This is a genomic window from Rhodanobacter sp. FW101-FHT13A11, assembly GCF_058790335.1.
Genome location: NZ_JBYTCN010000010.1, coordinates 15,168 through 38,664 on the forward strand (window position 1 = coordinate 15,168; position 23,497 = coordinate 38,664).

Below are 23,497 nucleotides of genomic sequence, written 5' to 3' on the forward strand. Positions count from 1 at the left end.
GTAGCGCCGCTGCCCGTGGCAGATCACTGGAAGGTGTAGCGGAACACCAGCGACGTGGCGCGTGGTGACTGCCACGAGGGCAAGCCGTAGTGGATGTCGTGTGGCGGCAGGCCGCCAGCCGGAATGTAACCCTGGTCGTAGGTCTCGTTCCTGTTGACGACTCCCCTGCGGTTGGTCACGTTCTGTACCTGCAGATCGATGCTGAGCTTGTTGCTCGGATCGATGTTCCAGTCGTAGCCGAGCGAGAGGTTCAACGTCCAGAAGAGCGGAAGGCGTCCGGCCGACCCCAGCGGACTGAGTTTGCCATCGCAGTAATGGACCGACGAACCATAGTTGTTCGCGACGTAGCTGTTCGGGTCCGCCGTATAGGTGCCTAAGCAGCTCAGCGGCCCGCCTGTATGCAAGTTCACGATGGCGCCGGTACGCAATCCATTGCTGAAGTAGTAGACCCCCGAGGCGGTGAGGCTGTGGCGGATGTCACCGGCGAGATTGCCGGTGGACCCCTCCATCACGGCCGGAAAATCGAACTGTTCGGTCTGTCCGATGTAGCCGGCGTTCTGGCGACCCAGATCGAGGTAGCCATCGGTGTTGCCGTACAGGTGGGACCACGTGTAACTCAGATCCAGATAGTAGGGCTCGTCGGGGGTGCGACTGTGCGCCAGCTCCAGGGTCATGTGGTAGTACTTGTGACTGGCTGAAGGCATGCCGAAGACACTGTTCGGAATGCTCAGGGTCTGGGTGCCGCCGGTGCCGGCAAAGTCGCGACGCAGGTTCAGCGACGCGCCCGGGTTGAAATCGATGCAGGTGAACTGGTTCGACCCGTCCAGATCGTAATTGGGGTAACCATGGCTCCGTGCATAAGCGTCGATGGGATCGGTGTTGCAAGTGTCATCGATGATCCGCTTGAGATTCGCATAGCCCAGATCGACCTGGCCGGTCCATGCCTCCGTGAGTTTCTTTTGCACATAGAACTGCGCCTCGTATTGATACGGCGCCTTGATGTTGGTGGTTGCGATCTGGTACGCCGGTGGTGGAATGCCGTAGTGGGTCTGGTTGGTGCCACCGATCTGGGCCAGACCGGTGGGAGCCTTGGTGACGGGATCCATGCCGGTATAGGTGTAGTAACGGTCCCACGAGGTCTGGGTCTCGGCCACGCCGAAGCTGAAGTTGGACGGCATCGACAGTGAGTACTTGCCGAGATTGGCGCCGACCTTGAGCGAGCTGTCGCCGTTCACGTCCCAGGACAGACCCAGTCGGGGCGACAGGTTCGGCAGGCGCAGGAAGTTCTGGCCGAGGCTGTCCTTGTTGATGTAGGTGTCGAAGCGCAGGGCACCGTACAGCAACAGGCGATCCGTGGTCTGCCAGTAGTCTTCCAGATAGGCCGCCTTGTTGATCGAGAGCATCTGGCCGCCCTCCTTGTCGTAAGACTGATCCACATAATGGCCGTCGGCCGGAGCGACTGCACCGTTGCCCAGCTGCGCATTGGGCCTGACGTAGTAGGTCCAGAAACCCGCACTGGGCGATCCCCATTGCTGGGACAGAAAATGCTGGTAGTACTCAGCGCCAGCGACGATGCGATGGTCACCGATCTGCCAGTTCAGGTCACCCTTGAAGCCGCGCCGCCAGTAGCGGTCAGGGTCGCGCGTCTGGTCGATCGGGTTCTGGCCGATATTGCTGGTGGCTCCGGTGACCGGATCGACCGACTGAACATAAGGCAGGCCAGCGTACTGGCTGGCGGGATTGAAGTGGAAGTCGGTTTCGCCAAGGAAGCCGCCCATCAGGCGAAAGCTCAGGTTGTCGGTGGCTTGCCAGTGGTAGTTGCCAATCAGGAAACGTGTGTTCACGGGACTGGACGACCAGCCGATGTATTTGCCCGCCGAGCTCGGGTCGTAGTGACGCTTGAGCCGGTAGTTGTTGTTGAAATTGCTTCTCCAGTCCTTGTAACCCACCACGTTGACGGACTGGTTATCGGTCAGATTCCAGGTGACGTTGAGCAGGGCGCTCTTGTCGCGATCGCTTCTGGCAGTGTGCGTCTGCATGCTGTTTCTTTGCGAGCGTGTCGGCGGTTCGTTGCCGAGCAGCGCGAAGAAAAACAGCTTGTCCTTCACCACCGCACCGGACGCCCACAGGTACTGGTTGGCGACCGTCGAGTGGGTGTTGGCCGAGACGTAGCTGTAGTACTGGCCGGTGGAATCGACCACGTTGTGTTGACGTGGTTCCAGCAGGCGCGAGGTCGGCGGCGTGATGTACAGCGAATAGCCAGCCTTGAAGTCGTTGCTGCCCTGACGCACGGTGGCCGCCATGATGCCGCCGGTGGCATTCGTCCACGACGCGCCGAAGTTGTTGGTGAGCACCTGGGTGCTGCCAAGCGCCTCGGCAGGCAACCGTTGCGCACCCAGTGAGGTGCGATCGTTGGTGGTGTCGAACTCGTTGTAGTAGTAGCGGTTCTCTGCCGGCGTGGCGCCGCCCATCTGGACCAGGCCGGTGGTCTGGTTGTCATAGCGCACGTTCGACTTCAGCAACGCGATGCTTTCCATGCTCCGCCCGGTGGGCAGCTGGTTGACCAGGCTCATGCTGTAGGTGCTGACCAGCTCCGGCGTTTTGACATCGATGGGAGCCACGTCCGTGCTGCTTGCCAGCCCGGTCACCTGGACTGCGGCCAGGTTGGCAGCGTTCGCGGTTGCCGTGGCGGAAGCGGTGGCGCCGGATACCGACGGCACCGCTGTCTGCACGTTTGCGGTCACCGTGACCGTGCGCGCACCAATCACCTGGCCATCCTGCGAGATGGTCACCGTGTACTTGCCCGGATTGAGGCCGCTCAGGTTGTAACGCCCGTCACTGCCCGGATGCAGTTCCCTGCTGAAGCCCGTGGCCGAGCCTGCCACATCGACCGTGACATTCTTGCCGCCGGATTCCTTGCCGTACAGACCGCCGGTGATCGATTGCGCCTGCACGACATTCGCGCCAAGCGCAAGCAGCAACCCCATGGCGAGCATGGTTCGCCTGAAACCAGCAGCCTTGCCTCCCCCGCTTGCCTTGCTTCCAGCTTCTTGATGCCCGACAGCAGCCAGGAATTCACTGCTCTTGCCTTCGACGGCAAAACCGCCATTCTTTTCAGCTCGCATTGATTGCCCCTCTCGTAGTTCGTTATCGCCCTGCGCAGACATGGCCCTCCCCTCTGCTGCAGGCGGTTGTGGTTACCCGTGGAAACGCCTCCTGCCCACGAACTTGTTCGCACCTTCATCAAAATTTCGACACAAGCGTCCCCGCCGGACCGGTTGCTGGTCCGGTTTGACTCCCTGCTTTTCAGTCAAGCCAGGCGGTGCACTCGAACCTGAGAGAGCAACGCCTCCACCGTTCGCCGTTCGACGAACCCGGTTTCCTCACCTTGCGCATTGGCGGCGCCGCAAGCGACACCTAGGCGCAAGGTTTCTTCCAAATTCATGTCCCGCGTCATGCCCACCGTCATGCCGGCCAGCAGGCAGTCACCCGAGCCCACCGCGTTGCGCACCTGCGCAAGTTCGATCGCGGCGTGCCAGATGCCGTTCGCATCGGCGGCCACCGCACCCAGCGCGCCCATCGTCACCACCGGCATCGCGATGCCACGCGCATGCAGTTCGCGAACCGCATCCACGGCTGCAGCAAGATCGCCAATCGGGCGATCGAGCAGCTCGCTGATCTCGTCGCGATTGGGCTTGACCAGAAACGGCTGGGCCTGCACGGCGCGTTGCAGCAGCTCGCCGCCGGCGTCGACCAGACAACGCTTGCCGGCATCACGCACATGCGTGGCCAGTTCGGCGTAGGTGGCCGGCGGAAAACCGCGTGGCAGGCTGCCGGACAGCACGACCAAGTCACTGTCATCGACGCCACGCCGGAACGCCCGCAGCAGGGCCTCCTGCTGTGCGCTGTCCAGCAGCGGCCCCTGGCCGAGAATTTCGGTGATCTGGCCGTTCGCGTCCTGCAGCGCGATACAGGTGCGCAGGTTGTCGGTGACCTCGATGCCGTGGAACAGCACACCGCGCTCGCACATCAGCCGACCGATCATGTTGCGATGGGCTGGATCGACCAGGCCGACCAGCTGTACGCGCTCGCCCAGCGCGGCGATCGTCTGCGCCACGTGCAAGCCCTTGCCGCCGGGATATGCCTGTTCGTCGAGTGCGCGACTGACTTCGCCGGGACGCAGCGCGTCCAACCGGATGAACCGGTCGATCGCCGTGTTGAAACCGATGACCGTGATCACGGCACGTTCGCCAGCAGAGTGTCCACTTCCGACACGCTGGCCTGGCCGGCCGTACCGCCGGTGCGTCGCGTGGAGAGGCTGCCGCAGGCACTGCCCCAGCGCATGCAGTCATGCAGCGTCTGGCTGCGCAGCCACGCATGCAGAAAACCGGCGTCGAACGAATCGCCGGCGCCGGTACTGTCGACCGGGTTGACGGCGAACGCCGGCACTTCGAGCAGCTGTCCCTGATCCAGGCTGGCGCAGCCGAGTTGTCCGCGCTTCACCACGGTCTGCGTGCGTCCGTTGTCGAGCGCACGCAGACCGGCAAGCACGCCGTCACGTCCGGTGATGGCCGCCAGCTCCAGCTCGTTGGGCAGGAACAGGTCGACTTCGGTCAGCGTATCGAGCAGGTCGGATGCCCACGTCTGCTGCGGATCGAAACCGGGGTCGAGCGAGGTACTCAGACCGGCGGCATGCGCTCGTGCGAACAGCGCGCGGCAATCGGGCCGCAGCGCACGCTGCAGGTAGTACGAGGAAACATGCAGGTGATCGGCACCAGCCAGCAACGCGTCGTCCACTTCGTCCGCACGCAGCGCGGCGATCGCGCCGGGGAACGTCACCAAGGCGCGATCCTGCGGCGTCGACAGCGAGACGGTGACGCCGGTGCGCAAGGTCGCATCCGGCTGGACGGCGGTGATGTCGATGCCGGCGGCACGCAGCGCATCAAGACAATAGGTGCCCCAGCTGTCGGCACCAAGCTTGCCGCGAAATGCCACGGGATTGCCCAGCCGGGCCAGCCCCATCGCACAGATCATCGATGAACTGCCCGGCGTCATGCAGAAGTCGTCGGCCAGCACTTCGCGGCCTGGCGTGGGCAAGGCATGGCAATGCTTGAAGACCAGATCGACGTTGATTTCGCCGACGACCAGGATGCGCTTCATGCGCCCTCCCCATGCCCATTTTTCGAGCTGCGCTCGCTGTGCATCGGAAAGTGCTCAACCACGCGGGTGAGTACGCCTTGCGAGGGCGTGTCGGGCTTGCTGCCCAGCTCCAGGCAACGGAAGAAGGCGAGCAGCTGACCCACCGCCACATCGGCCAGCAACGGCAGCGCATCGTCCGCCGCATCGAGGCCTGCCAGCTCCACCGCCACGTCGTGCGGGCCCAGCACATCGGCCGGAATAGCTTCGCCCACCAGCACCCGGGTCATGCCCAACTGCTTGCGTGATAGTTCACGCAGCAGGTCGAGTTCGTACGCGCGCACCGCCGGGTCCGGCGACAGGAAACCGACCACCAAGGTCTGCTCGTCCAGGCTGGACATCGGGCCATGGCGCAGGCCGAGATAGGTTTCCGCCATGGTGACCACTGCGCCGCCGCTCATTTCCAGCATCTTCAGCGCAGACTCGTGGGCCGCGCCGAACGCACCGCCGCTGCCGAGATAGACGACGTTGCTGAACTCGCTGCCGGCAATCGTCGCGAGCGCATCAGCCTGCTCGTCGAAGACGTGCTGGACGCTGCTTGCCAGCCGCTTCACTGCGACGATGGCGTCGTTGCCTTCGCGCTGAACCAGACCGAAGCCGGCCAGCAACAGATTGGTGAAGCTGCTGGTCATCACCAGGCTGCGGTCATTGGTGCGCTCGTCCAGCACCAGCACGGTGACGCGCGGATCGCCGCGATAGCTGGTGGCGAGCTTGCCGTTGGCGTTGCAGGTGATGACCAGATGGCGGTAGTCAGGAGCATCCACCAACAGGCGATCCACTACACCGCAGCTTTCCGGGCTGTCTCCCGAACGCGCCACCGAAATCAGCAAACCGGCACCGGGTGGTAGCACACTGCGCCAATGCGTAAGCAAGCTGCCCGCGGGGATCGCCTGGGCCGGGATGCCCAGGCCAAGTTGCAGACTGGGCGCCAGGCATTCGCCGATGTACATCGAGCTGCCCGAACCGGTCAGCACGATGTGGCTCGGTCGCGGTTCCAGCGCCGTCTGCAGTTGCTCGCGCAGCTGAGGCTGGCGCAGTTGGTCGGCCGTGCCAAGCCATGTCGCCGGCTGCTGCAGGATCTCACGCAAGGTGTCGGCATAGCCGCGCGCCTGCTGCTCCGCCAACGGAGCGGCACGCAGCGCATCCAGCGCGATCAATTCTTTCGTTTTCTTGTTTAATTTTGACATTTTGCCAAATATAATCGAATGTGAAAGTATGAACCTACTGAACCGAGAGTATTCGAAATGAAACAAAACTTACAAGGGGTTTCGAACACTGGCAGCCAACTTTCCCGGCTCGCCCTGTCCCACGGCAAGCGCACCCGCCTGTGGCGGCTGCTTTACGGCCACGGTCCGCGCAACGGCAGCCTGCTGGTGCTGCCGCTTGACCAGGGACTGGAGCATGGTCCCACCGATTTCTTTCCCCACCCACCGGCCGTCGATCCGGGCTACCAGTTTGAGCTCGCCGCGGCCGGGGGGTTTTCTGCCATCGCGCTGGGCATCGGCCTGGCCGAGAAGTACATGGGCGAGTACTGCGGCCGGGTGCCGCTGATCCTCAAGCTCAACGGCAAGACCAATATCGCCAGCGACGCCGAGGCCACCTCGCCGCTGTTCGCCTCGGTCGAGGATGCGGTGCGCCTCGGTGCCGACGCGGTCGGCTACACCATGTACGTGGGCTCGCCGCGCCAGCACGACGAGTTCCGCCAGTTCGAGAAGGTGCGCCAGGATTGCGAGCGCTACGGCATGCCGCTGGTGATGTGGGCGTATCCGCGTGGCAGCGCCGTCAATGCCAAGGGCGGCACGAACACCTTGTACGCGCAGGATTACGCCGCCCGCGTGGCATTGGAGCTGGGTGCCGACATCGTCAAGCTGCACGAGCCGAACGACAGCGTGGCCAATGTGCCGGCGCCCTACGACAAGCTGCAGGAAGACGCCGGCGCCCGCTGTGCACGCGTGGTGCGTTCCGCCGGCCGCACGATGGTGCTGTTCTCCGGCGGCGAGAAGAACGACGATGACGCGGCGGTACTGCGCAAGGTCGAGTTCTACATGCAGTCCGGCGCCAACGGCGTGATGTTCGGCCGCAACATGTGGTTGCGCCCGTTCGATCAGGCGGTGGCGTTGACGCGGCAGGTGCATGACATCATGGCGAAGTATCCGCGCTGAAGCCGTCCCCGGTAGGAGCGCACCCTGTGCGCGATGCTTTTCATGACGTGAAGAAGAACATCGCGCACAGGGTGCGCTCCTACAATCAAGGCCATTGGGCTGGTAACTATCGATGAACCATCGCCAATCCTGCCTGTGCTGCGCCCCGCCCACCGGCGCCGGCACGGTCAAGATCGAAAGTAGCAAGAATCCGCTGCAGACCCAGCCGGACGCCGGCAAGAGCGGGCTGCGGTTGAAGGACTTCCGGCCGCGCAGCATGCTGCATGTACCGCAGACGCGCATCGAACGCCCGCGCTTTCCGGTGATCGACGTGCACGCGCACCTGACCTGGTCGAGCCATGTGCGCAACGGCATCTCGGTAGGCGAAGAGGTCACCCTGTTCGCCCAGCCCGAGGACCTGCTGCCGGTGATGGATCGCAAGGGTGTGCGCACCCTGGTCAACCTCACCGGTGGCGTCGGTGCCGGTCTGGAGCAGAGCATCCGCAGCTTCGACCAGGCCGCACCGGGGCGTTTCCTCACGCTTACCGAACCGTCGTACGAACACTTCCCCGAGCCGAACTACGCGCAGCTGCAGGGCGACGCGATCGCGCATGCCAAACGTGTCGGCGCACGCGGTTTGAAATTACTGAAGACGCTGGGCCTGTATCTACGCGAGCGGATCGACGAAGGTCCGCTGGTGGCGGTGGACGACCGCCGCTTCGATCCGATGTGGGAAGCCTGCGCCGCCTACGACATGCCGGTGTTCCTGCACGTCTCCGATCCGGAGGCGTTCTTCCTGCCGACCGACGAGACCAACGAGCGCTACGAGGAACTGGCCAACCATCCGGACTGGTCGTTCTACGGCCCGGAGTTCCCCAGCAATGCGGAGCTGCTCGCTGCGCGCGACCGCCTGATCGCGCGCCATCCGAAGACCACGTTCGCCCTGTTACACGTGGGCAACAACGCCGAGAACCTGGCTGCGGTCGCCGCCTGCCTGGACCGCTACCCGAACACGGTGATCGACATCAGCGCCCGCGTCGGCGAGCTGGGCCGGCAGCCGCGCATCGCGCAGCGTTTCTTCGACCGCTACCAGGATCGCATCCTGTTCGGCACCGACGCGGTGCCCTCGCCGTACGGCGACGACGTGCCGCAGCAGCTGTTCGGCGACGAGCTGTACGAGATCTACTACCGCTTTCTGGAAACCGAGGACGAGTACTTCGATTACGCGCCGGCGCCGACGCCACCACAGGGGCGCTGGTCGATCTACGGGCTGGGATTGTCGGACACGATCCTCCGCAAGATATACCATGACAACGCCGCCCGACTCCTGCATATCGACTCATGACTCAAGCCCCCACCGCCTCGCGCCGACTGCTGGTTGAAGAACGCCGCCGCCTGATCGTCGAACTGGTGGAACAACAGGGCCGCGCCACGGTGGAGGAGCTGGCGACGCGGTTCGGCACATCCACTGTCACGATCCGTGCCGACCTGGACACACTCGCACGCAACTCGATGATCGCCCGCTCGCACGGCGGCGCGCTGCCGGTCTCGGCGGCCATGAACGACACGCCGCTCAATATCAAGGAAACGCGCTGGCACGCGCAGAAGCTGCGCATCGGCCAGGCCGCGGCGAAGATGATCCGGGACGGCGAGACGGTCATCCTCGACTCCGGCTCGACCACCGTGGAGATCGCCCGGCAGATCCGCCAGATGAAATTCGAGGCGCTGACGGTGATCACCAATGCGCTGAACATCGCGATGGAATTGTCGGGATTGCCGCAGATCCGCGTGATGATGCTGGGCGGCCTGCTGCGGCAGACGTCGTACTCGCTGGTCGGCCCGGATGCCGAGCAGGCGCTGGCGAAGCTCTCCGCCGACCGGTTGTTCCTCGGCGTGGACGGACTCGATCCCGAGGTGGGCGTGACCACGCCCGACCCGCTGGAGGCGGCGTTGAATGCCCTGATGATCCGCGTCTCGCGCCAGACCATTGCCGTGCTCGACGCCAGCAAGCTGGGCCAGCGCAGCCTGTCGGTGATCACGCCGGTGCAGAACCTCGACATCGTGATCAGTGACAGCAGCGCCCCGGCCGAGACCGTCGAGGCGCTGCGCGCTGCCGGCGTGCAGGTCGTGCTGGTCTGACGTTCTTCCCGCCCGGGCGAGGGTTCAGAACGCCCAGCTGAAGTTTGCCGTGGCCGTCTGCGCCTGGCCGCGTTGGCCGAGGTAGCGGTCGTAGCCGAACTGCAGGCCGGCGCGCGGCGTGAGCTGCCAGTCCAGCGTGCCGCCGAGCACGCCACCGTAGCGCGACAGGCCGATGCCGCCCACCGGCGCATACTGGTCGAGACCGCTGAAGCTGGCATCCACCACCTCGCCACGCAGGCCGAACGAGCGCTGCCACAGCGCGTGCGCCTGCAGCGCGAGATGGCTGCCGCCGGCCAGCGTCCAGTCACGGCTGGCGCGCAGGCCCGCGCCGGCCTGCCAGCGGGCGGTGATCTGCGCGGCGGACTTCAGGCCGAAGCCGTAGCCGCCCCGCTCGACGAAGCCGTCGCGGCGGATCTGCGCGTACTGCACGTTCACGTACGGCGTGAGTCGGGTGCCGCCGAGGTCGAGGCGATAGCCGCTCTCGCCGTAGGCCACGCCATAGCGGCCATCGTCACTGCTCTCCACGTTGCTGGCCTCGCTGCCCAACAACAGCTGGCGGCGCATCAACTCGCGGTAGCGGCCGAGGCCGAAGCGGCCCATGCCGTACCACGCGCCGCGCACCACACCGCCGTACAGCATGCCTTCCAGCGCGTGGCTGCGGCCCTGGTCCGCGCTCTCGGCCAGCCGTCCCAGGCCTTGGCTCTGGCTCAGCGCGTAGCCGACGAAACCGCTGCCGCCGACCCGCCGGTCCGCGCCGACCAGGGTGCCGCCGAGGTCGTAGCCGACGTTGCCGTAGCCTTGGCGGGACATGTCGCCGTGGTAGCCGAGGTTCTGCACCCAGCTGCCGGCCTGCGGCGCATCGAGCAGCTGGTCGAAGCGTCCGGACAGCGCGCGCGTGCCGGCGTCGATCGCCTCGAACGTCATCGCCGCGCTGGCCGCATGCAGCTGGCCGGACAGGCTTTCCAGCGAACGGCTCAAGGCAGCGACGCTGGCCGACTGCTGCAGGCTGGCCGCACTTTGGATGAAACCGGCACTGACCGGAGCGGTCGTGCCCGACGGCCCGCTTGGCGCGAGCTGGGTGTCGATCAGCCCGAACGCGCCCTGCACACGCTGCGCGGCGCCGAACGAGGCGGCGGTGTACGCCATCCCCTGCACCGCGGTGACCTGCACCTGCTGCACATTGAGCCAGGCGTTGTTCGCGTCATAGCCGAGCGATGCGGCCAGCAGGACATTGGGGGCCGTGTTCAAGGCGCTGAAGGTGCCGCTCAGGCCGCCGCCGGCGCTGAGCACGTTCGTGTGCGAACTGACCACGTAGCCCGGGTTCGTGCCCGTCACGAACAGGTCGCCGCCGCCCAGGTGGGCCGTGCCGGCGACATTCAGCGCCGAACCCAGCGACACCGCCAGCCGGCCGTTGCCCTGCTGCGTGTAGTTGCCGCCCACCGTGACATTGCTGCCGCCGACGCCGAGCACGCCGGCATTGGTCACGCTGCCGCCGATGGCCTGGGTGCCGCTCACCGTGGCGCCGGCGCTGATGCTGATGCTGGACGCCAGCGATTTCGCGGTCAGCGTGCCGCCCTGCACCTGGGTCAGGCCGGTGTAGCTCGACGGCTGCGTCAGGTTGAGCGTGCCAGCGCCCTGCTTGATCAGGCCGCCGGCACCGGAAATCGGGTTGTTCCAGCTGGAGCTGCCGCTGAAGCTGACCGTGACGTCGCCCCAGTTGAATTGCATGGGCCCGTTGACCGCCCTGCCGACATCCAGCTCGCCGTAACCGAAGGTCGGGTTCGGTTGCGGGCCGCCGAGCGGGTCGGCGGTGCCCAGCAGCGTCTGACGCACCAGGTCGTTGCTGAAATACGGATAGGCCTGCCACACCAGCGCCGCCGCACCCGATACCTGCGGCGCGGCAAACGAGGTGCCCTCCACGATGTAATAGCTCGGGCTGGTGGTGCTGGCGGTGGCGCTCTTGTCCAGCACGATCACGTCGCCCGGCGCGGCCAGGCAGTAGTTCATCGCGACACCGCACTGGTTGGAATAGCCTTCCAGCTGGGTCGGGCTGTTGCTGTTGACCGCAACCGCGACCAGCCAGCCTTTCTCCAGTTCCGGCGCCAGACTGGGCAGCGCCGCGATGTTGCTGGGAGCAGTCTTCGAATCGTTGCCGGCCGCGAACACGACCAGGCCGCCACGCTGCAGCACGAACGGATCGTAGGCGGCGGCGAACGCCTGGTTGATCGAGGCGTTGGTGGTATCCCAGTAGATGCCGCCCCAGGAATTGTTCATCACCTGCACGCCGGCGTTGATCAGGGCGGGATTGAGGGTCTGGGCGAAGAACGTCGCGTCGGCAGCCGTGACCGGATTGCCTTTGCCCGAGCCGTCGTCCTTCGGCGCGACGTCGCTGATGATGCGCGCCGACACCAGGCTGGCACTGGGCGCGATGCCGCCGGGGAACTTCGCGAACGGCTGGCCGGCGGCAATCCCCGCAACCCAGGTGCCGTGGCCGACCACGTCGTCGATCGCCGTGTTGTTGGTCGTGGGATCGACGTAGATCAGTTCGTGGGTGACCCGCCCGGCCACCGTGGGATTGCTGCGCATGATGCCGCTGTCGACCACGCCGATGGTCACGCCGGCGCCGGTATAGCCCTGGGCATGCGCGGCGTAGGTGCTGGTGAGCGCGAGCTGGGCGTCCAGCGGCGGCTGGGGGGGCGTGGGCGGGGGCGGGGGCGCCGCGGGCGTGGCCGGGGGCGGCGTGGGCTTGCTGCCGCCGCCACCTCCGCAGGCACTCAGGCCCAGCGCCACGGCCACCAGCCACGCCAGCTCGCGGCGTCGCCAACCCCGATCGAACGTTTTCACCATGCTCCCCACCCCCCTCTCCACACTTGTCTCGCCGGCGCGGCCAATGCGCGGCGACCGGTCCCCCTTGTCATCTTGGCACAACGAAATCCCAATGAAACAGCACGCAAGTTGCTACGTGGCAAGGATATTGCCGCGGTTTGCCGAGCCTCGCGGCGGGCTGCGATAATCCAAAGGTTTCCTGCCAGGCGTTCGCGCCCCTCAAGTCTTGCAAGCGGAGTTATCCATGTCGGATGTCAGTGTCGTCATCGTCGGTGCCAAGCGCACCGCCATCGGCTCCTTTCTCGGCCAGTTCACCGGCGTGCCCACCCCGAAGCTCGGTGCCGCCGCGATCCGCGCGGTGCTGGAACAGTCGGACGTGGCTCCCGCCGACGTCGGCGAGGTGATCATGGGCTGCGTGTTGCCCGCCAACCTGGGCCAGGCGCCGGCGCGTCAGGCCTCGCTCGGCGCCGGGCTGCCGGCCAGCACCGGCTGCACCACGATCAACAAGGTGTGCGGCTCGGGCATGAAGGCGATCATGCTGGGCCATGACCTGATCAAGGCCGGCTCGGCGGCCGTGGTGGTCGCCGGCGGGATGGAGTCGATGACCAATGCGCCGCACATGGTGCAGGCGCGTACCGGTATCCGCTACGGCGACGGCCAGTTGGTCGACCACATGGCCTGGGACGGCCTGACCAACCCGTACGACGGCAAGGCGATGGGCGTGTTCGGCGAACTGTGCGCCGACAAGTACCACTTCACCCGCGAACAGCAGGACGCGTTCGCGATCGAGTCGGTCAAGCGCGCCCAGGCGGCGCAGCAGAACGGCGCCTTCGCCGGCGAGATCGTTCCGGTCACGGTGAGCGGCCGCAAGGGCGACGTGGTGGTCGACACCGACGAGCAGCCCGGCCGCTCCGACATCGCCAAGGTGCCCTCGCTGAAGCCGGCCTTCCGCAAGGAGAACGGCACGATCACCGCGGCCAGCTCGTCCAGCATCTCCGACGGTGCCGCCGCCGTGGTGCTGCTGTCGGCCGACGACGCGGCCAAGCGCGGCCTGAAGCCGCTGGCGCGCATCGTGGCGCACGCCACCCACTCGCAGGAGCCGGAGTGGTTCACCACCGCGCCGGTCAGCGCCATCCAGAAGGTGCTGGACAAGGCCGGCTGGAAGGTCGCCGACGTCGACCTGTTCGAGGTCAACGAGGCGTTCGCGGTAGTGGCGATGGCGCCGATGAAGGAACTCGGCATCCCGCACGACAAGCTCAACGTCAACGGCGGCGCCTGCGCGCTCGGCCACCCGATCGGCGCCAGCGGCGCGCGCCTGGTGGTGACCCTGCTCAACGCCCTGAAGACGCGCGGCCTCAAGCGCGGCGTGGCCTCCCTGTGCATCGGTGGCGGCGAGGCGACGGCGATCGCGGTGGAGCGCATCGACTGATGCGCACGGCGCCGGCATGACCGGCGCATGATATTCAGATGACGGCCGGATAAATCAGTTTTTAATGTGTCCTGAAACGTCGTCATAAAGATGTGGCGCAATTTCCGCGAAAGCGCTATTAATACACGGCCAAACGGCATTCCACGGCAAAGGAGATCCACCATGAAGTTTACGCGTACCCTACTCGCCGCCGCGCTCGTCGCGCTGTTGGCGGCATGCAGCAACGGCGCGCAGGATTCCGCGCAAGACGCACAGAAGTCGGCCGATACCGCCCAGCAGGCTGCCGATACGGCGCAGAAGGCTGCGGCGGCTCCGGCTCCGGCGGCAGCTCCGGCTTCCACCGCTGCCGCTCCGGCTGCGGCTCCGGCTTCCACCGCTCCGGCGGCGGCTCCGGCCTCCACCGCTGCCGCTCCGGCAGCCGCAGTCGACGCAGCCGCCAAGGCCGCCGACGCTGCCAAGGACGCCGCCGGTGCTGCCAAGGACGCGGCTGACAAAGCCAAGGACGCCATGAAGGGGCATTGATCCCCTGCTGGCTTCCAGAAAAAACGGCCGCCTCGCGCGGCCGTTTTTTTTCGCCCGTGTATCGCCGTTTCGTCCGCCGATTTTGGCCGCCGGCCGACGCCCGCTATCATCCGTGGCTCGGCCTTGATGGCAGCCTATCCGTGAGCCCGCATCCATGAGCGTCATTGCATCGCAGATCGATCCGCGTTCCGCCGAATTCCAGGCCGGCAGCCACCAGCTGCGCGCCGTGGTGGACGATCTGCAGCGCGAACTGGCGCGCAGCGCGGAGGGCGGCGGCGCGAAGGCCCGCGAGAAACATGTTGCCCGCGGCAAACTTCTGCCGCGCGAGCGCATCCGTGCCCTGCTCGATCCCGGCTCGCCGTTCCTGGAGCTGTCGCCGCTCGCTGCCCATGGCATGTACGACGGCGCCGCGCCCGCCGCCGGCCTGATCACCGGCATCGGCCGGGTCAACGGCGCCGAGGTGGTGGTGGTTGCCAACGACGCCACGGTCAAGGGCGGCACCTATTTCCCGATCACGGTGAAGAAGCATCTGCGCGCCCAGGAAGTGGCGCTGGAAAACCGCCTGCCCTGCATCTACCTGGTCGACTCCGGGGGTGCTTTCCTGCCGTTGCAGGACGAGGTGTTTCCGGACAAGGAGCATTTCGGCCGCATCTTCTACAACCAGGCACGGATGTCATCGCTCAACATCCCGCAGATCGCGGTGGTGATGGGCTCGTGCACCGCCGGCGGCGCCTACGTGCCCGCAATGAGCGACGAGACCATCATAGTGCGCGAACAGGGCACGATTTTCCTCGGCGGCCCGCCGCTGGTGAAGGCCGCCACCGGCGAGGTGGTGGACGCCGAGACGCTGGGCGGCGCGGACGTGCACACGTCGATCTCCGGCGTGGCCGACCACTACGCCGAGAACGACGCGCACGCGCTGTCGATCGCCCGCGACATCGTGGCCAGCCTCAATCGCCGCAAGGACATGCCGCTGGCGCTGCGCGCGCCGGTCGAGCCGAAGTACCCTGCCGAGGAGCTCTACGGCGTGATCCCGCCGGATACCCGCCGCCCGTTCGACATCCGCGAGGTGATCGCGCGCATCGTCGACGGCTCGGAATTTCACGAATTCAAGGCGCGCTACGGCAAGACCCTGGTCTGCGGCTTCGCGCACATCCACGGCTACCCGGTGGGCATCGTCGCCAACAACGGCATCCTGTTCGCCGAAAGCGCGCTCAAGGGCGCGCACTTCATCGAGCTGTGCAACCAGCGCAACGTGCCGCTGGTGTTCCTGCAGAACATCACCGGCTTCATGGTCGGCAAGAAATACGAGCAGGCCGGCATCGCCAAGGACGGTGCGAAGATGGTCACCGCGGTGGCCTGCTCGCACGTGCCGAAGTTCACCGTGGTGATCGGCGGCAGTTTCGGCGCCGGCAACTACGCGATGTGCGGCCGTGCCTATGGCGCGCGCTTCCTGTGGATGTGGCCGAACGCGCGCATCAGCGTGATGGGCGGCGAGCAGGCCGCGTCAGTGCTGGCTACGGTGAAGCGCGACGGCATCGAGGCCGCCGGCAAATCATGGAGCGCGGAGGACGAGGAAGCCTTCAAGGCGCCGATCCGCGAGCAGTACGAGCGCCAGGGCCATCCGTACTACGCCAGCGCGCGGCTGTGGGACGACGGCATCATCGACCCGGTGGATACCCGCCGCGTGCTCGGCCTGGCGATCTCCGCCTCGCTCAACGCCCCAATCGAGCCGCAGCGCTACGGCGTGTTCCGCATGTAGTTCAGCGCGCCCTGCCGGTGCCCAGCCGCGCGCCGGCCCACAGCGCCAGCAGGGTCAGCGCGTAGAACACCATCTGCATGCCCGCCGGCTGCGCGTCGTAGCCGACCAGCACGTGCGCGGTCTGCCCCAGCAGCGAGCGGTTGCCAAGCAGCCACGAGCTGTCCCACAGCTGGTTGCCCCACGCCGGCAGCAGGTCGGCCTGGATCAGGTAGCGCGCGGCCGTCGAGGCCAGCCCCGCGGCAAGCAGCACCAGCATGGCGTTGGTGACGCCGAAGAAATGCCGCATCGGGATGCGCAGCAGGCCCGCGTACAGCGCGAAGCCCAACGCCGCGCCGGCCACCACGCCGATCGCCAGGCCCGCCACCAGGTGTTCCGCGCCGCCGGCGCGCATGCCGTACAGGAACAGCACCACCTCCGAGCCCTCGCGCAGCACCGCCAGCGCCACCACCGCCAGCAGCAACCCCAGCGAGCTGGCGCCGCTGTGCACCGCACTGCCCAGCTCGCGCATCTGCCGGCTCAGTTCGCGGCCGTGGCTGGACATCCACAGCACGTGCCAGCCGATCATCAGCACCGCGGCCAGCAGCACGGCGGCATTGAACAGTTCCTGCCCGGCGCCGCTGAAGGCCGCAGCCAGCAGGTCGGCCGACAGCGCCACCAGCAGCGCGCCGCAAACCCCCAGCGCGATCCCGCCGCCCACGAACCAGCCGCGCCGCGACACGCCGCGGGTGGCCGCCGCCACCACGCTGACGATCAGCGCCGCCTCCAGCACTTCCCTGAACACCAGCAAGGCCACTGCCCACATACGCCTACTCCACGATCAACACGCCCTGCGCCGTGGGCTGATGGAAATCACCGTAGAAGCGGTAGCGCCCCGGCTTGAACGGACCGATGAACAGGCTGGTCGAACTGTTCGGCATCACGATCTTCTCGGCCGGGAAGTCGTCGCTCTCGAACTCCTCCGGCGAGGAATCCCGGTTGACCAGCTCCAGCTTGACCCGGGTTCCCGCAGGCACGCGCAGCTCGCTGGGCTGGTAGCGATGATCCTTCAGGGTCAAGGTGTAGCTGGGCGCGTCGGTCGCGCTCGCCAGCAACGGCAGCAGCATGGCGAGGGCAAGCAGCAGGTGTTTCATGGGCCGATCCGATGACTCGTTACTGAATAATAGTCATTCTCATATATGGAAGGCAAGCCGCCCCACTGGCGGCGCATGCCGCCGATCGCCCGGCAACATGCCGCGGGGCCATTCTGGCAGCCGCCGGCCACCCGCCCCATGACCGGGATCAGCGCCGGCGGCCATTGCCGGCCGGCGCCGGGACAGCAGGCTAGTCCTGCGGTTCCTCGCCGCGCAGGCGCACATCGTTCGGCGGCATGCCGGTGCGCTCCACGCTGGCCTCGCGCTGCGACTCGAAGAAGCGCTGCACCTGCTGGCACACGGCCATGGTGCCCTCGCGCGCGATCGCCGAAACCAGGAACCACGGCCGGGTCCAGCCCAGCTCGGCGATGATCTTTTCCGCCACGGCCTGGCGCTCGTCCCCGGCCAGCATGTCGGCCTTGTTCAGCACCAGCCAGCGCGGGCGCTCCAGCAGTTCCGGGTTGAACTTCTCCAGTTCCTGCTCGATCGCGCGCACCTGGCCGGCCACGTCGGAGCCGTCGATCGGCGCGATGTCGACGATGTGCAGCAGCAGGCTGGTGCGCGCCACATGGCGCAGGAACTGGATGCCCAATCCGGCGCCCTCGGAAGCGCCTTCGATCAGGCCGGGGATGTCGGCGATCACGAAGCTCTGGTCGGTGCCCAGGCTGACCACGCCCAGGTTCGGATGCAGCGTGGTGAACGGGTAGTCGGCCACCCGAGGCGTCGCCGCCGACACCGCGCGGATGAAGGTGGACTTGCCGGCATTGGGGAAACCGAGCAGGCCGACGTCGGCCAGCAGGCGCAACTCCAGCTTCAGCTCGCGCACTTCGCCCGGCGTGCCCGGCGTGGCCTTGCGCGGCGCGCGGTTCACCGAACTCTTGAAGTGGATGTTGCCCAGTCCGCCCTTGCCGCCCTGCGCCACCAGCATGCGCTGGCCGTGGGCGGTGAGGTCGCCGATCACCTCGTCGGTGTCGACGTTGGTGACCATGGTTCCCACCGGCACCCGGATCGTGGTGTCCTCGCCGCCCTTGCCGTACATCTGGCTGCCCATGCCGTTCTCGCCGCGCTGCGCCTTGAAGCTGCGCTGGTGGCGGAAGTCGATCAAGGTGTTGAGGCCCTCGTCGGCCACCAGCCAGACCGAGCCGCCGAAGCCGCCGTCGCCGCCGTCGGGACCGCCGAACGGGATGAACTTCTCGCGGCGGAAGCTGATGCAGCCATTGCCGCCGTCACCGGCCTGGACACGGATTTGGGCTTCGTCGACGAATTTCATGAGAGGACCGGGAGTGGGGAATGGGGGATCGGGAACAGGAAGAGCGGGCAATCAGGATAGGGTACGGGACTTGCGGAAACCCCGCTTTTTACCATTCCCGGCTCCCCATTCCCGATTCCCTGCCGCAAACGAAAAGCCCCGCCGAAGCGGGGCCTTCGCTGCCGCACCGCGGAAGGCTTATGCCTGCACGACGCTGACGAAACGGCGGTTCTTGGCACCGCCGACCTTGAACTCGACCTTGCCGTCGACCAGCGCGAACAGCGTGTGGTCACGGCCGAGGCCCACGCCGGTACCCGGATGGAACTGGGTGCCGCGCTGGCGCACGATGATGTTGCCGGCCTCGATGGCCTGGCCACCGTAGACCTTGACGCCGAGGTACTTCGGGTTCGAATCGCGACCGTTGCGGCTGGAACCTACGCCTTTTTTATGTGCCATGACTCAATGCTCCAGTTGCTCAGGCGTTGATGCCCGTGATCTCGATTTCGGTGAAATGCTGCCGATGGCCCTGCTGGCGCTTGTAGTGCTTGCGGCGGCGGAACTTGATGATGCGGATCTTGTCGGCGCGTCCGTGCTTGCGGACGGTGGCGCTGACGGTGGCGCCCGCGACGACCGGCGCACCGACGGTGACCGACTCGCCGGAACCGACCAGCAGCACCTGGTCGAAGCTCACGGTGGCGCCTTCATCGGCGGTCAACAGCTCCACGCGCAGCACGTCGCCCTGCTGCACACGGTACTGCTTGCCACCGGTCTTGATGACTGCATAACTCATGGAAATGCCCTTCTGTCGTTATTCTCTTGGGTGTTTCGCCCCGAACCGGCCGGAACGAACGCAGAAGTATAGCGAGGCCACGGGTCGCTGGTCAATTCCTGACCAGCCGGTCAGGACTTGGGCTGCAGCCGGCGCCGCGGACTTTGCCGGAACCGGTGCCGCCGACTTGGGCTCGGGCTTGGCTGCCGGCTTGTGATGGTGCACCGGCTTGTGCCGGACGTGCTTCTTCGCCGGCCGGGTCGCGGGTCTGGCCTCGCCCTCGTCGGCCGCCTCCGGCGCCGCCGGGCAGCGGCCCTGCGCATCGAGGCTGCCCTTCTTCTGCAGCTCCTGCAGCATCGTGCGGGCGCGCTCCTGCCCCCACTGCTGGCCGGCCTGGGTCGCCTCGGCCATGGCCGCCGGCATTTCGGTCAGCACCTTCTGGCCCAGCGGCGAGCGGTAGAACTTGAGCAGCCCGTCGATCTCCTCGCCGCTGAAATGGCGCTGGAACACCGGGGCCATGCGCTGCACCACGGCGGTGGCGCCGTCGCCGTCGATGAACCCCTGCCAGTATTCCGCCGGCACGCAGGGAAGCTTCTGCCGCATCTGCGCGGCCATCTGCGTGTTCATCTGGCCGAGGGTCTGTTCCACCCGCATCACCTTGAACAGGTCACGCACCTGCTGCTCGCTGGGCGCCACGACGGCCGCGGCCGACCCGCAGAAAGCGAGCAGCCACAGCAGGGCGCCGATCCGGATCCGGCTACGCATGGGGGTGATCTCCGACGAAGCGGCCTCGCGGCCGGGGAACCGTGCATTAGGCCATACGTTGCCGCCGATCGGAACTTTCCGGCTGAAGCGGCAATAACTGACCTGCCCAGGTTGGTATAGTGCACGTTCCCCCCCATATCCGGCGTCCATGGACACCATTCGCATCCGCGGCGCTCGCACGCACAACCTCAAGAACATCGACATCGACCTTCCCCGCGACCGGCTGATCGTGATCACCGGCCTGTCCGGCTCGGGCAAATCCTCGCTGGCGTTCGACACCATCTACGCCGAAGGCCAGCGCCGCTACGTGGAATCGCTGTCGTCCTACGCGCGACAGTTCCTGTCGATGATGGAGAAGCCCGACGTCGACCACATCGAGGGCCTGTCGCCGGCGATCTCGATCGAGCAGAAATCCACCTCGCACAACCCGCGCTCCACCGTCGGCACGATCACCGAGGTGTACGACTACCTGCGCCTGCTGTACGCCCGCGTCGGCACGCCGCGCTGCCCCGACCACGGCATTCCGCTGGAGGCGCAGACGGTAAGCCAGATGGTGGACGCCACCCTCGCGCTGGACCCGGAGCGGCGCTACATGCTGCTGGCGCCGGTGGTCCGCGAACGCAAGGGCGAGCACGTGCAGGTGTTCGAGCAGTTGCGTGCGCAGGGCTTCGTGCGCGCCCGCGTCGACGGCACCGTGTTCGACCTGGACGCGGTGCCGCCGCTGTCCCTGCGCCAGAAGCACACCATCGAGGTGGTGATCGACCGCTTCCGCCCGCGCGAGGACATCAAGCAGCGCCTGGCCGAGTCGTTCGAGACCGCGCTGCGGCTCGGCGACGGGCTGGTGATCCTGGCCGACATGGATGCCGCGCACGGAAACGCGGGAGCGGCCGCGCCGGAGGCGCCCGAGCAGCTGCTGTCCTCGCGCTACTCCTGCCCGGTGTGCGACTACTCGCTGCCGGAACTGGAACCGCGGCTGTTCTCGTTCAACTCGCCGGTGGGCGCCTGCCCCACCTGCGACGGCCTGGGCGTGACCCAGGTGTTCGACCCGGCGCGCGTGGTCAGCCATCCGGAGCTGTCGCTGGCCAGCGGCGCGGTGCGCGGCTGGGACCGGCGCAACGCGCACTACTTCCAGCTGATCCTGTCGCTGGCGGCGCACTACGGCTTCGACGTGGACGCCCCGTGGAACAAGCTGCCCGCAGCCGTGCAGAAGGCCATCCTGTACGGCAGCGGCAAGGAGCAGATCGCGTTCCGCTACATCACCGAGCGCGGCGGCAAGGTCACCCGCGAGCACCCGTTCGAGGGCATCCTGCCGAACCTGGAACGGCGCTACAAGGAAACCGAATCGGTCGCCGTGCGCGAGGAGCTGGCCAAGTACATCAGCGACCAGCCCTGCCCCGCCTGCGAAGGCCAGCGGCTGAACCGCTCGGCGCGCAACGTATTCGTCGCCGACCACGCGCTGCCCGCGCTCACCCACCGCTCGATCGACGACGCGCTGGCGTTCTTCGACGGGCTGAAACTCACCGGCTGGCGCGGCGAGATCGCAGTGAAGATCGTCAAGGAGATCCGCGAGCGGCTGAGCTTCCTCAACGACGTGGGCCTGAACTATCTCACCCTGGACCGCCAGGCCGACTCGCTCTCCGGCGGCGAGGCGCAGCGCATCCGGCTCGCCTCGCAGATCGGCGCCGGCCTGGTCGGCGTGATGTACGTGCTGGACGAGCCCTCGATCGGCCTGCACCAGCGCGACAACGAGCGCCTGCTCGGCACGCTGACCCGCCTGCGCGACCTCGGCAACACGGTGATCGTGGTCGAGCACGACGAGGATGCGATCCGCATGGCCGACCACGTGCTCGACATCGGCCCCGGCGCCGGCGTGCACGGCGGCGAGGTGGTGGCGCAGGGCACCGTGCAGGACATGCTCGACTCGCCGCGCTCGGTCACCGGCCAGTTCCTGTCCGGCGTGCGCGCGATCGAGGTGCCGAAGGAACGCCGCCAGCCGATCGACGACGATTCGTGGCTGCACCTGAAAGGCGCCAGCGGCAACAACCTCAAGCACGTCGACCTGGCGATCCCGGCCGGCCTGTTCACCTGCGTCACCGGCGTCTCCGGCTCGGGCAAGTCGACCCTGGTCAACGACACGCTGTTCCGCCTCGCCGCCGTCGAACTCAACGGCGCCAGCGCGCAGCCGGCACCGTACGCCGCAGCGGAAGGCCTGCAGCTGTTCGACAAGGTGGTCGACATCGACCAGTCGCCGATCGGCCGCACGCCGCGCTCCAACCCCGCCACCTACACCGGCCTGTTCACCCCGCTGCGCGAGATGTTCGCGCAGGTGCCGGAAGCGCGTTCGCGCGGCTATACGGCGGGCCGCTTCAGCTTCAACGTACGCGGCGGCCGCTGCGAGGCCTGCGAGGGCGACGGCATGCTCAAGGTGGAGATGCATTTCCTGCCCGACGTCTACGTGCCCTGCGACGTCTGCCACGGCAAGCGCTACAACCGCGAGACGCTGGAGATCCTATACAAGGGCCACACCATCGCCGACGTGCTCGACATGACGGTGGAGGATGCGCTGAAGCTGTTCGAGAACGTGCCGGTGATCGCGCGCAAGCTCGACACCTTGCGCGCCGTCGGCCTCGACTACATCAAGCTCGGCCAGAGCGCGACCACGCTGTCCGGCGGCGAGGCGCAGCGCGTGAAACTGTCCAAGGAACTGTCCAAGCGCGACACCGGCAACACCCTGTACATCCTCGACGAGCCCACCACCGGACTGCACTTCCACGACATCGAGCAGTTGCTCGACGTGCTGCACCAGCTGGTCGACCAGGGCAACACCGTGGTGGTGATCGAGCACAACCTGGACGTGATCAAGACCGCCGACTGGATCGTCGACCTCGGCCCCGAGGGCGGCGCGGGCGGCGGCCGCATCCTGGTTTCCGGCACGCCGGAGACGGTGGCGGCCACGCCCGGCTCGCATACCGGCCACTTCCTCGCGCCGCACCTGAAACCGGCCAGGCCCGCCCGGCCGGACGCCGCCAAGCGGATCAAGGCCGCCACCAAGCACATCGCCTCGGCCGACAAGTACAAGCCGATGCGCGGGAAGAAGAAAACTTCATGAGTCCACGCAAGTCCACCAGGCCGGCCGATGCCGCCAACGCGACCGCGCTGGAAACCGAACCCGGCAAGCCGCTGTACGTCGCCTCGATCGGCGTGCGCTGGCGCGACCTCGACGCGTTCAACCACGTCAACAACTCCAACTACCTCACCTACCTCGAAGAGGCACGGCTGCAGTGGCTGAGCCACGTGCCCGGGCCGTGGTTCGACGACCACGCGATGCCGGTGATGGCCGCCAGCCAGGTCAACTACCGCCGCCCCATCGCCTGGCCCGCGCAGTTGCAGGTGCAGCTGTACTGCGAGCGCGTGGGCAACAGCTCGATGACGATCGCGCACCGGGTGATCGATGCCGAACACCCCGACCGGCCGTACTGCGACGGCCACGTGGTGATGGTGTGGATGGACCCGGCCAGCGGCAAGCCGGTGCCGTTGCCCGAGGCGATCCGCAACGCCGTCGGGTAGCG

19 protein-coding genes are annotated in these 23,497 nt (G+C 66.8%); 8 read left to right on the forward strand and 11 right to left on the reverse strand.

Annotated features, from left to right (window positions below; all coding sequences use genetic code 11):
- Positions 1-23 precede the first annotated feature (23 nt).
- From AC3WRN_RS12085 to AC3WRN_RS12100, 4 genes are all read right to left on the reverse strand, one after another.
- Complete coding sequence (locus AC3WRN_RS12085) at positions 24-3,167, reverse strand: TonB-dependent receptor (RefSeq protein ID WP_492623141.1); 3,144 nt, start codon at positions 3,165-3,167, stop codon at positions 24-26.
- Positions 3,168-3,310: 143 nt separating this feature from the next.
- Positions 3,311-4,240, reverse strand: a complete 930-nt coding sequence (locus AC3WRN_RS12090; protein ID WP_492623142.1) for a 1-phosphofructokinase family hexose kinase — start codon at positions 4,238-4,240, stop codon at positions 3,311-3,313.
- Entirely contained in the window at positions 4,237-5,160 is a 924-nt protein-coding gene (locus tag AC3WRN_RS12095) for a carbohydrate kinase family protein (protein WP_492623143.1), read from the reverse strand. The genes AC3WRN_RS12090 and AC3WRN_RS12095 overlap by 4 nt, the downstream gene beginning before the upstream one ends.
- A complete protein-coding gene (locus tag AC3WRN_RS12100) occupies positions 5,157-6,449 on the reverse strand; it encodes an SIS domain-containing protein (protein WP_492623144.1) in 1,293 nt (430 codons plus the stop codon). Before AC3WRN_RS12100 ends, AC3WRN_RS12095 begins: the two co-directional genes overlap by 4 nt.
- Here AC3WRN_RS12100 and AC3WRN_RS12105 point away from each other — a divergent pair.
- From AC3WRN_RS12105 to agaR, 3 genes are all read left to right on the forward strand, one after another.
- Entirely contained in the window at positions 6,441-7,358 is a 918-nt protein-coding gene (locus AC3WRN_RS12105) for a class I fructose-bisphosphate aldolase (RefSeq protein ID WP_492623145.1), read from the forward strand. The genes AC3WRN_RS12100 and AC3WRN_RS12105 overlap by 9 nt on opposite strands.
- A 112-nt stretch (positions 7,359-7,470) precedes the next feature.
- Positions 7,471-8,682: an amidohydrolase family protein gene (locus AC3WRN_RS12110; protein ID WP_492623146.1), complete on the forward strand. Its 1,212-nt coding sequence runs from the start codon at positions 7,471-7,473 to the stop codon at positions 8,680-8,682.
- The gene (gene agaR, locus AC3WRN_RS12115) at positions 8,679-9,476 is read left to right on the forward strand and encodes a transcriptional repressor AgaR (protein ID WP_492623147.1); all 798 of its coding nucleotides are present in this window, start codon (positions 8,679-8,681) and stop codon (positions 9,474-9,476) included. Before AC3WRN_RS12110 ends, agaR begins: the two co-directional genes overlap by 4 nt.
- A gap of 24 nt (positions 9,477-9,500) precedes the next feature.
- On the opposite strand, the gene AC3WRN_RS12120 is transcribed toward agaR, so the two are convergent.
- A complete protein-coding gene (locus tag AC3WRN_RS12120; protein WP_492623148.1) occupies positions 9,501-12,323 on the reverse strand; it encodes a S8 family serine peptidase in 2,823 nt (940 codons plus the stop codon).
- Between the two features lie 223 nt (positions 12,324-12,546).
- Between AC3WRN_RS12120 and AC3WRN_RS12125 the strand changes: the two genes are divergently transcribed.
- The 3 genes from AC3WRN_RS12125 to AC3WRN_RS12135 all read left to right on the forward strand — a co-directional run bounded on the left by AC3WRN_RS12125 (position 12,547) and on the right by AC3WRN_RS12135 (position 16,015).
- Positions 12,547-13,731 (forward strand): thiolase family protein, encoded by a 1,185-nt coding sequence (locus AC3WRN_RS12125; RefSeq protein WP_492623149.1) that lies wholly within the window; start codon positions 12,547-12,549, stop codon positions 13,729-13,731.
- A gap of 162 nt (positions 13,732-13,893) precedes the next feature.
- A complete protein-coding gene (locus AC3WRN_RS12130) occupies positions 13,894-14,253 on the forward strand; it encodes a hypothetical protein (protein ID WP_492623150.1) in 360 nt (119 codons plus the stop codon).
- A gap of 154 nt (positions 14,254-14,407) precedes the next feature.
- Positions 14,408-16,015 carry a carboxyl transferase domain-containing protein gene (locus AC3WRN_RS12135; protein ID WP_068095669.1) on the forward strand — a complete coding sequence of 536 codons (1,608 nt, stop codon included), beginning with the start codon at positions 14,408-14,410 and terminating at the stop codon, positions 16,013-16,015.
- 1 nt (position 16,016) lies between these two features.
- Here the strand turns inward: AC3WRN_RS12135 and AC3WRN_RS12140 are convergent, their stop codons facing one another.
- From AC3WRN_RS12140 to AC3WRN_RS12165, 6 genes are all read right to left on the reverse strand, one after another.
- Positions 16,017-16,817: an FTR1 family iron permease gene (locus AC3WRN_RS12140; protein WP_492623151.1), complete on the reverse strand. Its 801-nt coding sequence runs from the start codon at positions 16,815-16,817 to the stop codon at positions 16,017-16,019.
- A gap of 4 nt (positions 16,818-16,821) precedes the next feature.
- Positions 16,822-17,145, reverse strand: a complete 324-nt coding sequence (locus AC3WRN_RS12145) for a cupredoxin domain-containing protein (RefSeq protein WP_068095672.1) — start codon at positions 17,143-17,145, stop codon at positions 16,822-16,824.
- Between the two features lie 190 nt (positions 17,146-17,335).
- Complete coding sequence (cgtA, locus tag AC3WRN_RS12150; RefSeq protein WP_492623152.1) at positions 17,336-18,415, reverse strand: Obg family GTPase CgtA; 1,080 nt, start codon at positions 18,413-18,415, stop codon at positions 17,336-17,338.
- Between the two features lie 177 nt (positions 18,416-18,592).
- Complete coding sequence (gene rpmA, locus AC3WRN_RS12155) at positions 18,593-18,850, reverse strand: 50S ribosomal protein L27 (RefSeq protein ID WP_068095676.1); 258 nt, start codon at positions 18,848-18,850, stop codon at positions 18,593-18,595.
- A gap of 19 nt (positions 18,851-18,869) precedes the next feature.
- A complete protein-coding gene (gene rplU / locus AC3WRN_RS12160; protein WP_068095677.1) occupies positions 18,870-19,184 on the reverse strand; it encodes a 50S ribosomal protein L21 in 315 nt (104 codons plus the stop codon).
- Between the two features lie 18 nt (positions 19,185-19,202).
- Positions 19,203-19,928 carry a DUF2059 domain-containing protein gene (locus AC3WRN_RS12165; protein ID WP_492623153.1) on the reverse strand — a complete coding sequence of 242 codons (726 nt, stop codon included), beginning with the start codon at positions 19,926-19,928 and terminating at the stop codon, positions 19,203-19,205.
- 148 nt (positions 19,929-20,076) lie between these two features.
- Here AC3WRN_RS12165 and uvrA point away from each other — a divergent pair, with 148 nt between their 5' ends.
- Positions 20,077-23,037: an excinuclease ABC subunit UvrA gene (gene uvrA / locus AC3WRN_RS12170; protein WP_492623154.1), complete on the forward strand. Its 2,961-nt coding sequence runs from the start codon at positions 20,077-20,079 to the stop codon at positions 23,035-23,037.
- The gene (locus tag AC3WRN_RS12175; protein ID WP_492623155.1) at positions 23,034-23,495 is read left to right on the forward strand and encodes an acyl-CoA thioesterase; all 462 of its coding nucleotides are present in this window, start codon (positions 23,034-23,036) and stop codon (positions 23,493-23,495) included. Before uvrA ends, AC3WRN_RS12175 begins: the two co-directional genes overlap by 4 nt.
- The last annotated feature ends 2 nt before the right edge of the window (positions 23,496-23,497 follow it).

Coding starts and splice junctions, on each gene's coding strand:
- AC3WRN_RS12110 (WP_492623146.1), top strand. CDS start 7,471: ATGAACCATCGCCAATCCTGCCTGTGCTGCGCCCCGCCCACCGGCGCC.
- agaR (WP_492623147.1), top strand. CDS start 8,679: ATGACTCAAGCCCCCACCGCCTCGCGCCGACTGCTGGTTGAAGAACGC.
- cgtA (WP_492623152.1), bottom strand. CDS start 18,415: ATGAAATTCGTCGACGAAGCCCAAATCCGTGTCCAGGCCGGTGACGGC.
- AC3WRN_RS12135 (WP_068095669.1), top strand. CDS start 14,408: ATGAGCGTCATTGCATCGCAGATCGATCCGCGTTCCGCCGAATTCCAG.
- rplU (WP_068095677.1), bottom strand. CDS start 19,184: ATGAGTTATGCAGTCATCAAGACCGGTGGCAAGCAGTACCGTGTGCAG.
- AC3WRN_RS12140 (WP_492623151.1), bottom strand. CDS start 16,817: ATGTGGGCAGTGGCCTTGCTGGTGTTCAGGGAAGTGCTGGAGGCGGCG.
- AC3WRN_RS12165 (WP_492623153.1), bottom strand. CDS start 19,928: ATGCGTAGCCGGATCCGGATCGGCGCCCTGCTGTGGCTGCTCGCTTTC.
- AC3WRN_RS12085 (WP_492623141.1), bottom strand. CDS start 3,167: ATGTCTGCGCAGGGCGATAACGAACTACGAGAGGGGCAATCAATGCGA.
- AC3WRN_RS12095 (WP_492623143.1), bottom strand. CDS start 5,160: ATGAAGCGCATCCTGGTCGTCGGCGAAATCAACGTCGATCTGGTCTTC.
- rpmA (WP_068095676.1), bottom strand. CDS start 18,850: ATGGCACATAAAAAAGGCGTAGGTTCCAGCCGCAACGGTCGCGATTCG.
- AC3WRN_RS12130 (WP_492623150.1), top strand. CDS start 13,894: ATGAAGTTTACGCGTACCCTACTCGCCGCCGCGCTCGTCGCGCTGTTG.
- AC3WRN_RS12125 (WP_492623149.1), top strand. CDS start 12,547: ATGTCGGATGTCAGTGTCGTCATCGTCGGTGCCAAGCGCACCGCCATC.
- AC3WRN_RS12105 (WP_492623145.1), top strand. CDS start 6,441: ATGAAACAAAACTTACAAGGGGTTTCGAACACTGGCAGCCAACTTTCC.
- AC3WRN_RS12175 (WP_492623155.1), top strand. CDS start 23,034: ATGAGTCCACGCAAGTCCACCAGGCCGGCCGATGCCGCCAACGCGACC.
- AC3WRN_RS12145 (WP_068095672.1), bottom strand. CDS start 17,145: ATGAAACACCTGCTGCTTGCCCTCGCCATGCTGCTGCCGTTGCTGGCG.
- AC3WRN_RS12120 (WP_492623148.1), bottom strand. CDS start 12,323: ATGGTGAAAACGTTCGATCGGGGTTGGCGACGCCGCGAGCTGGCGTGG.
- uvrA (WP_492623154.1), top strand. CDS start 20,077: ATGGACACCATTCGCATCCGCGGCGCTCGCACGCACAACCTCAAGAAC.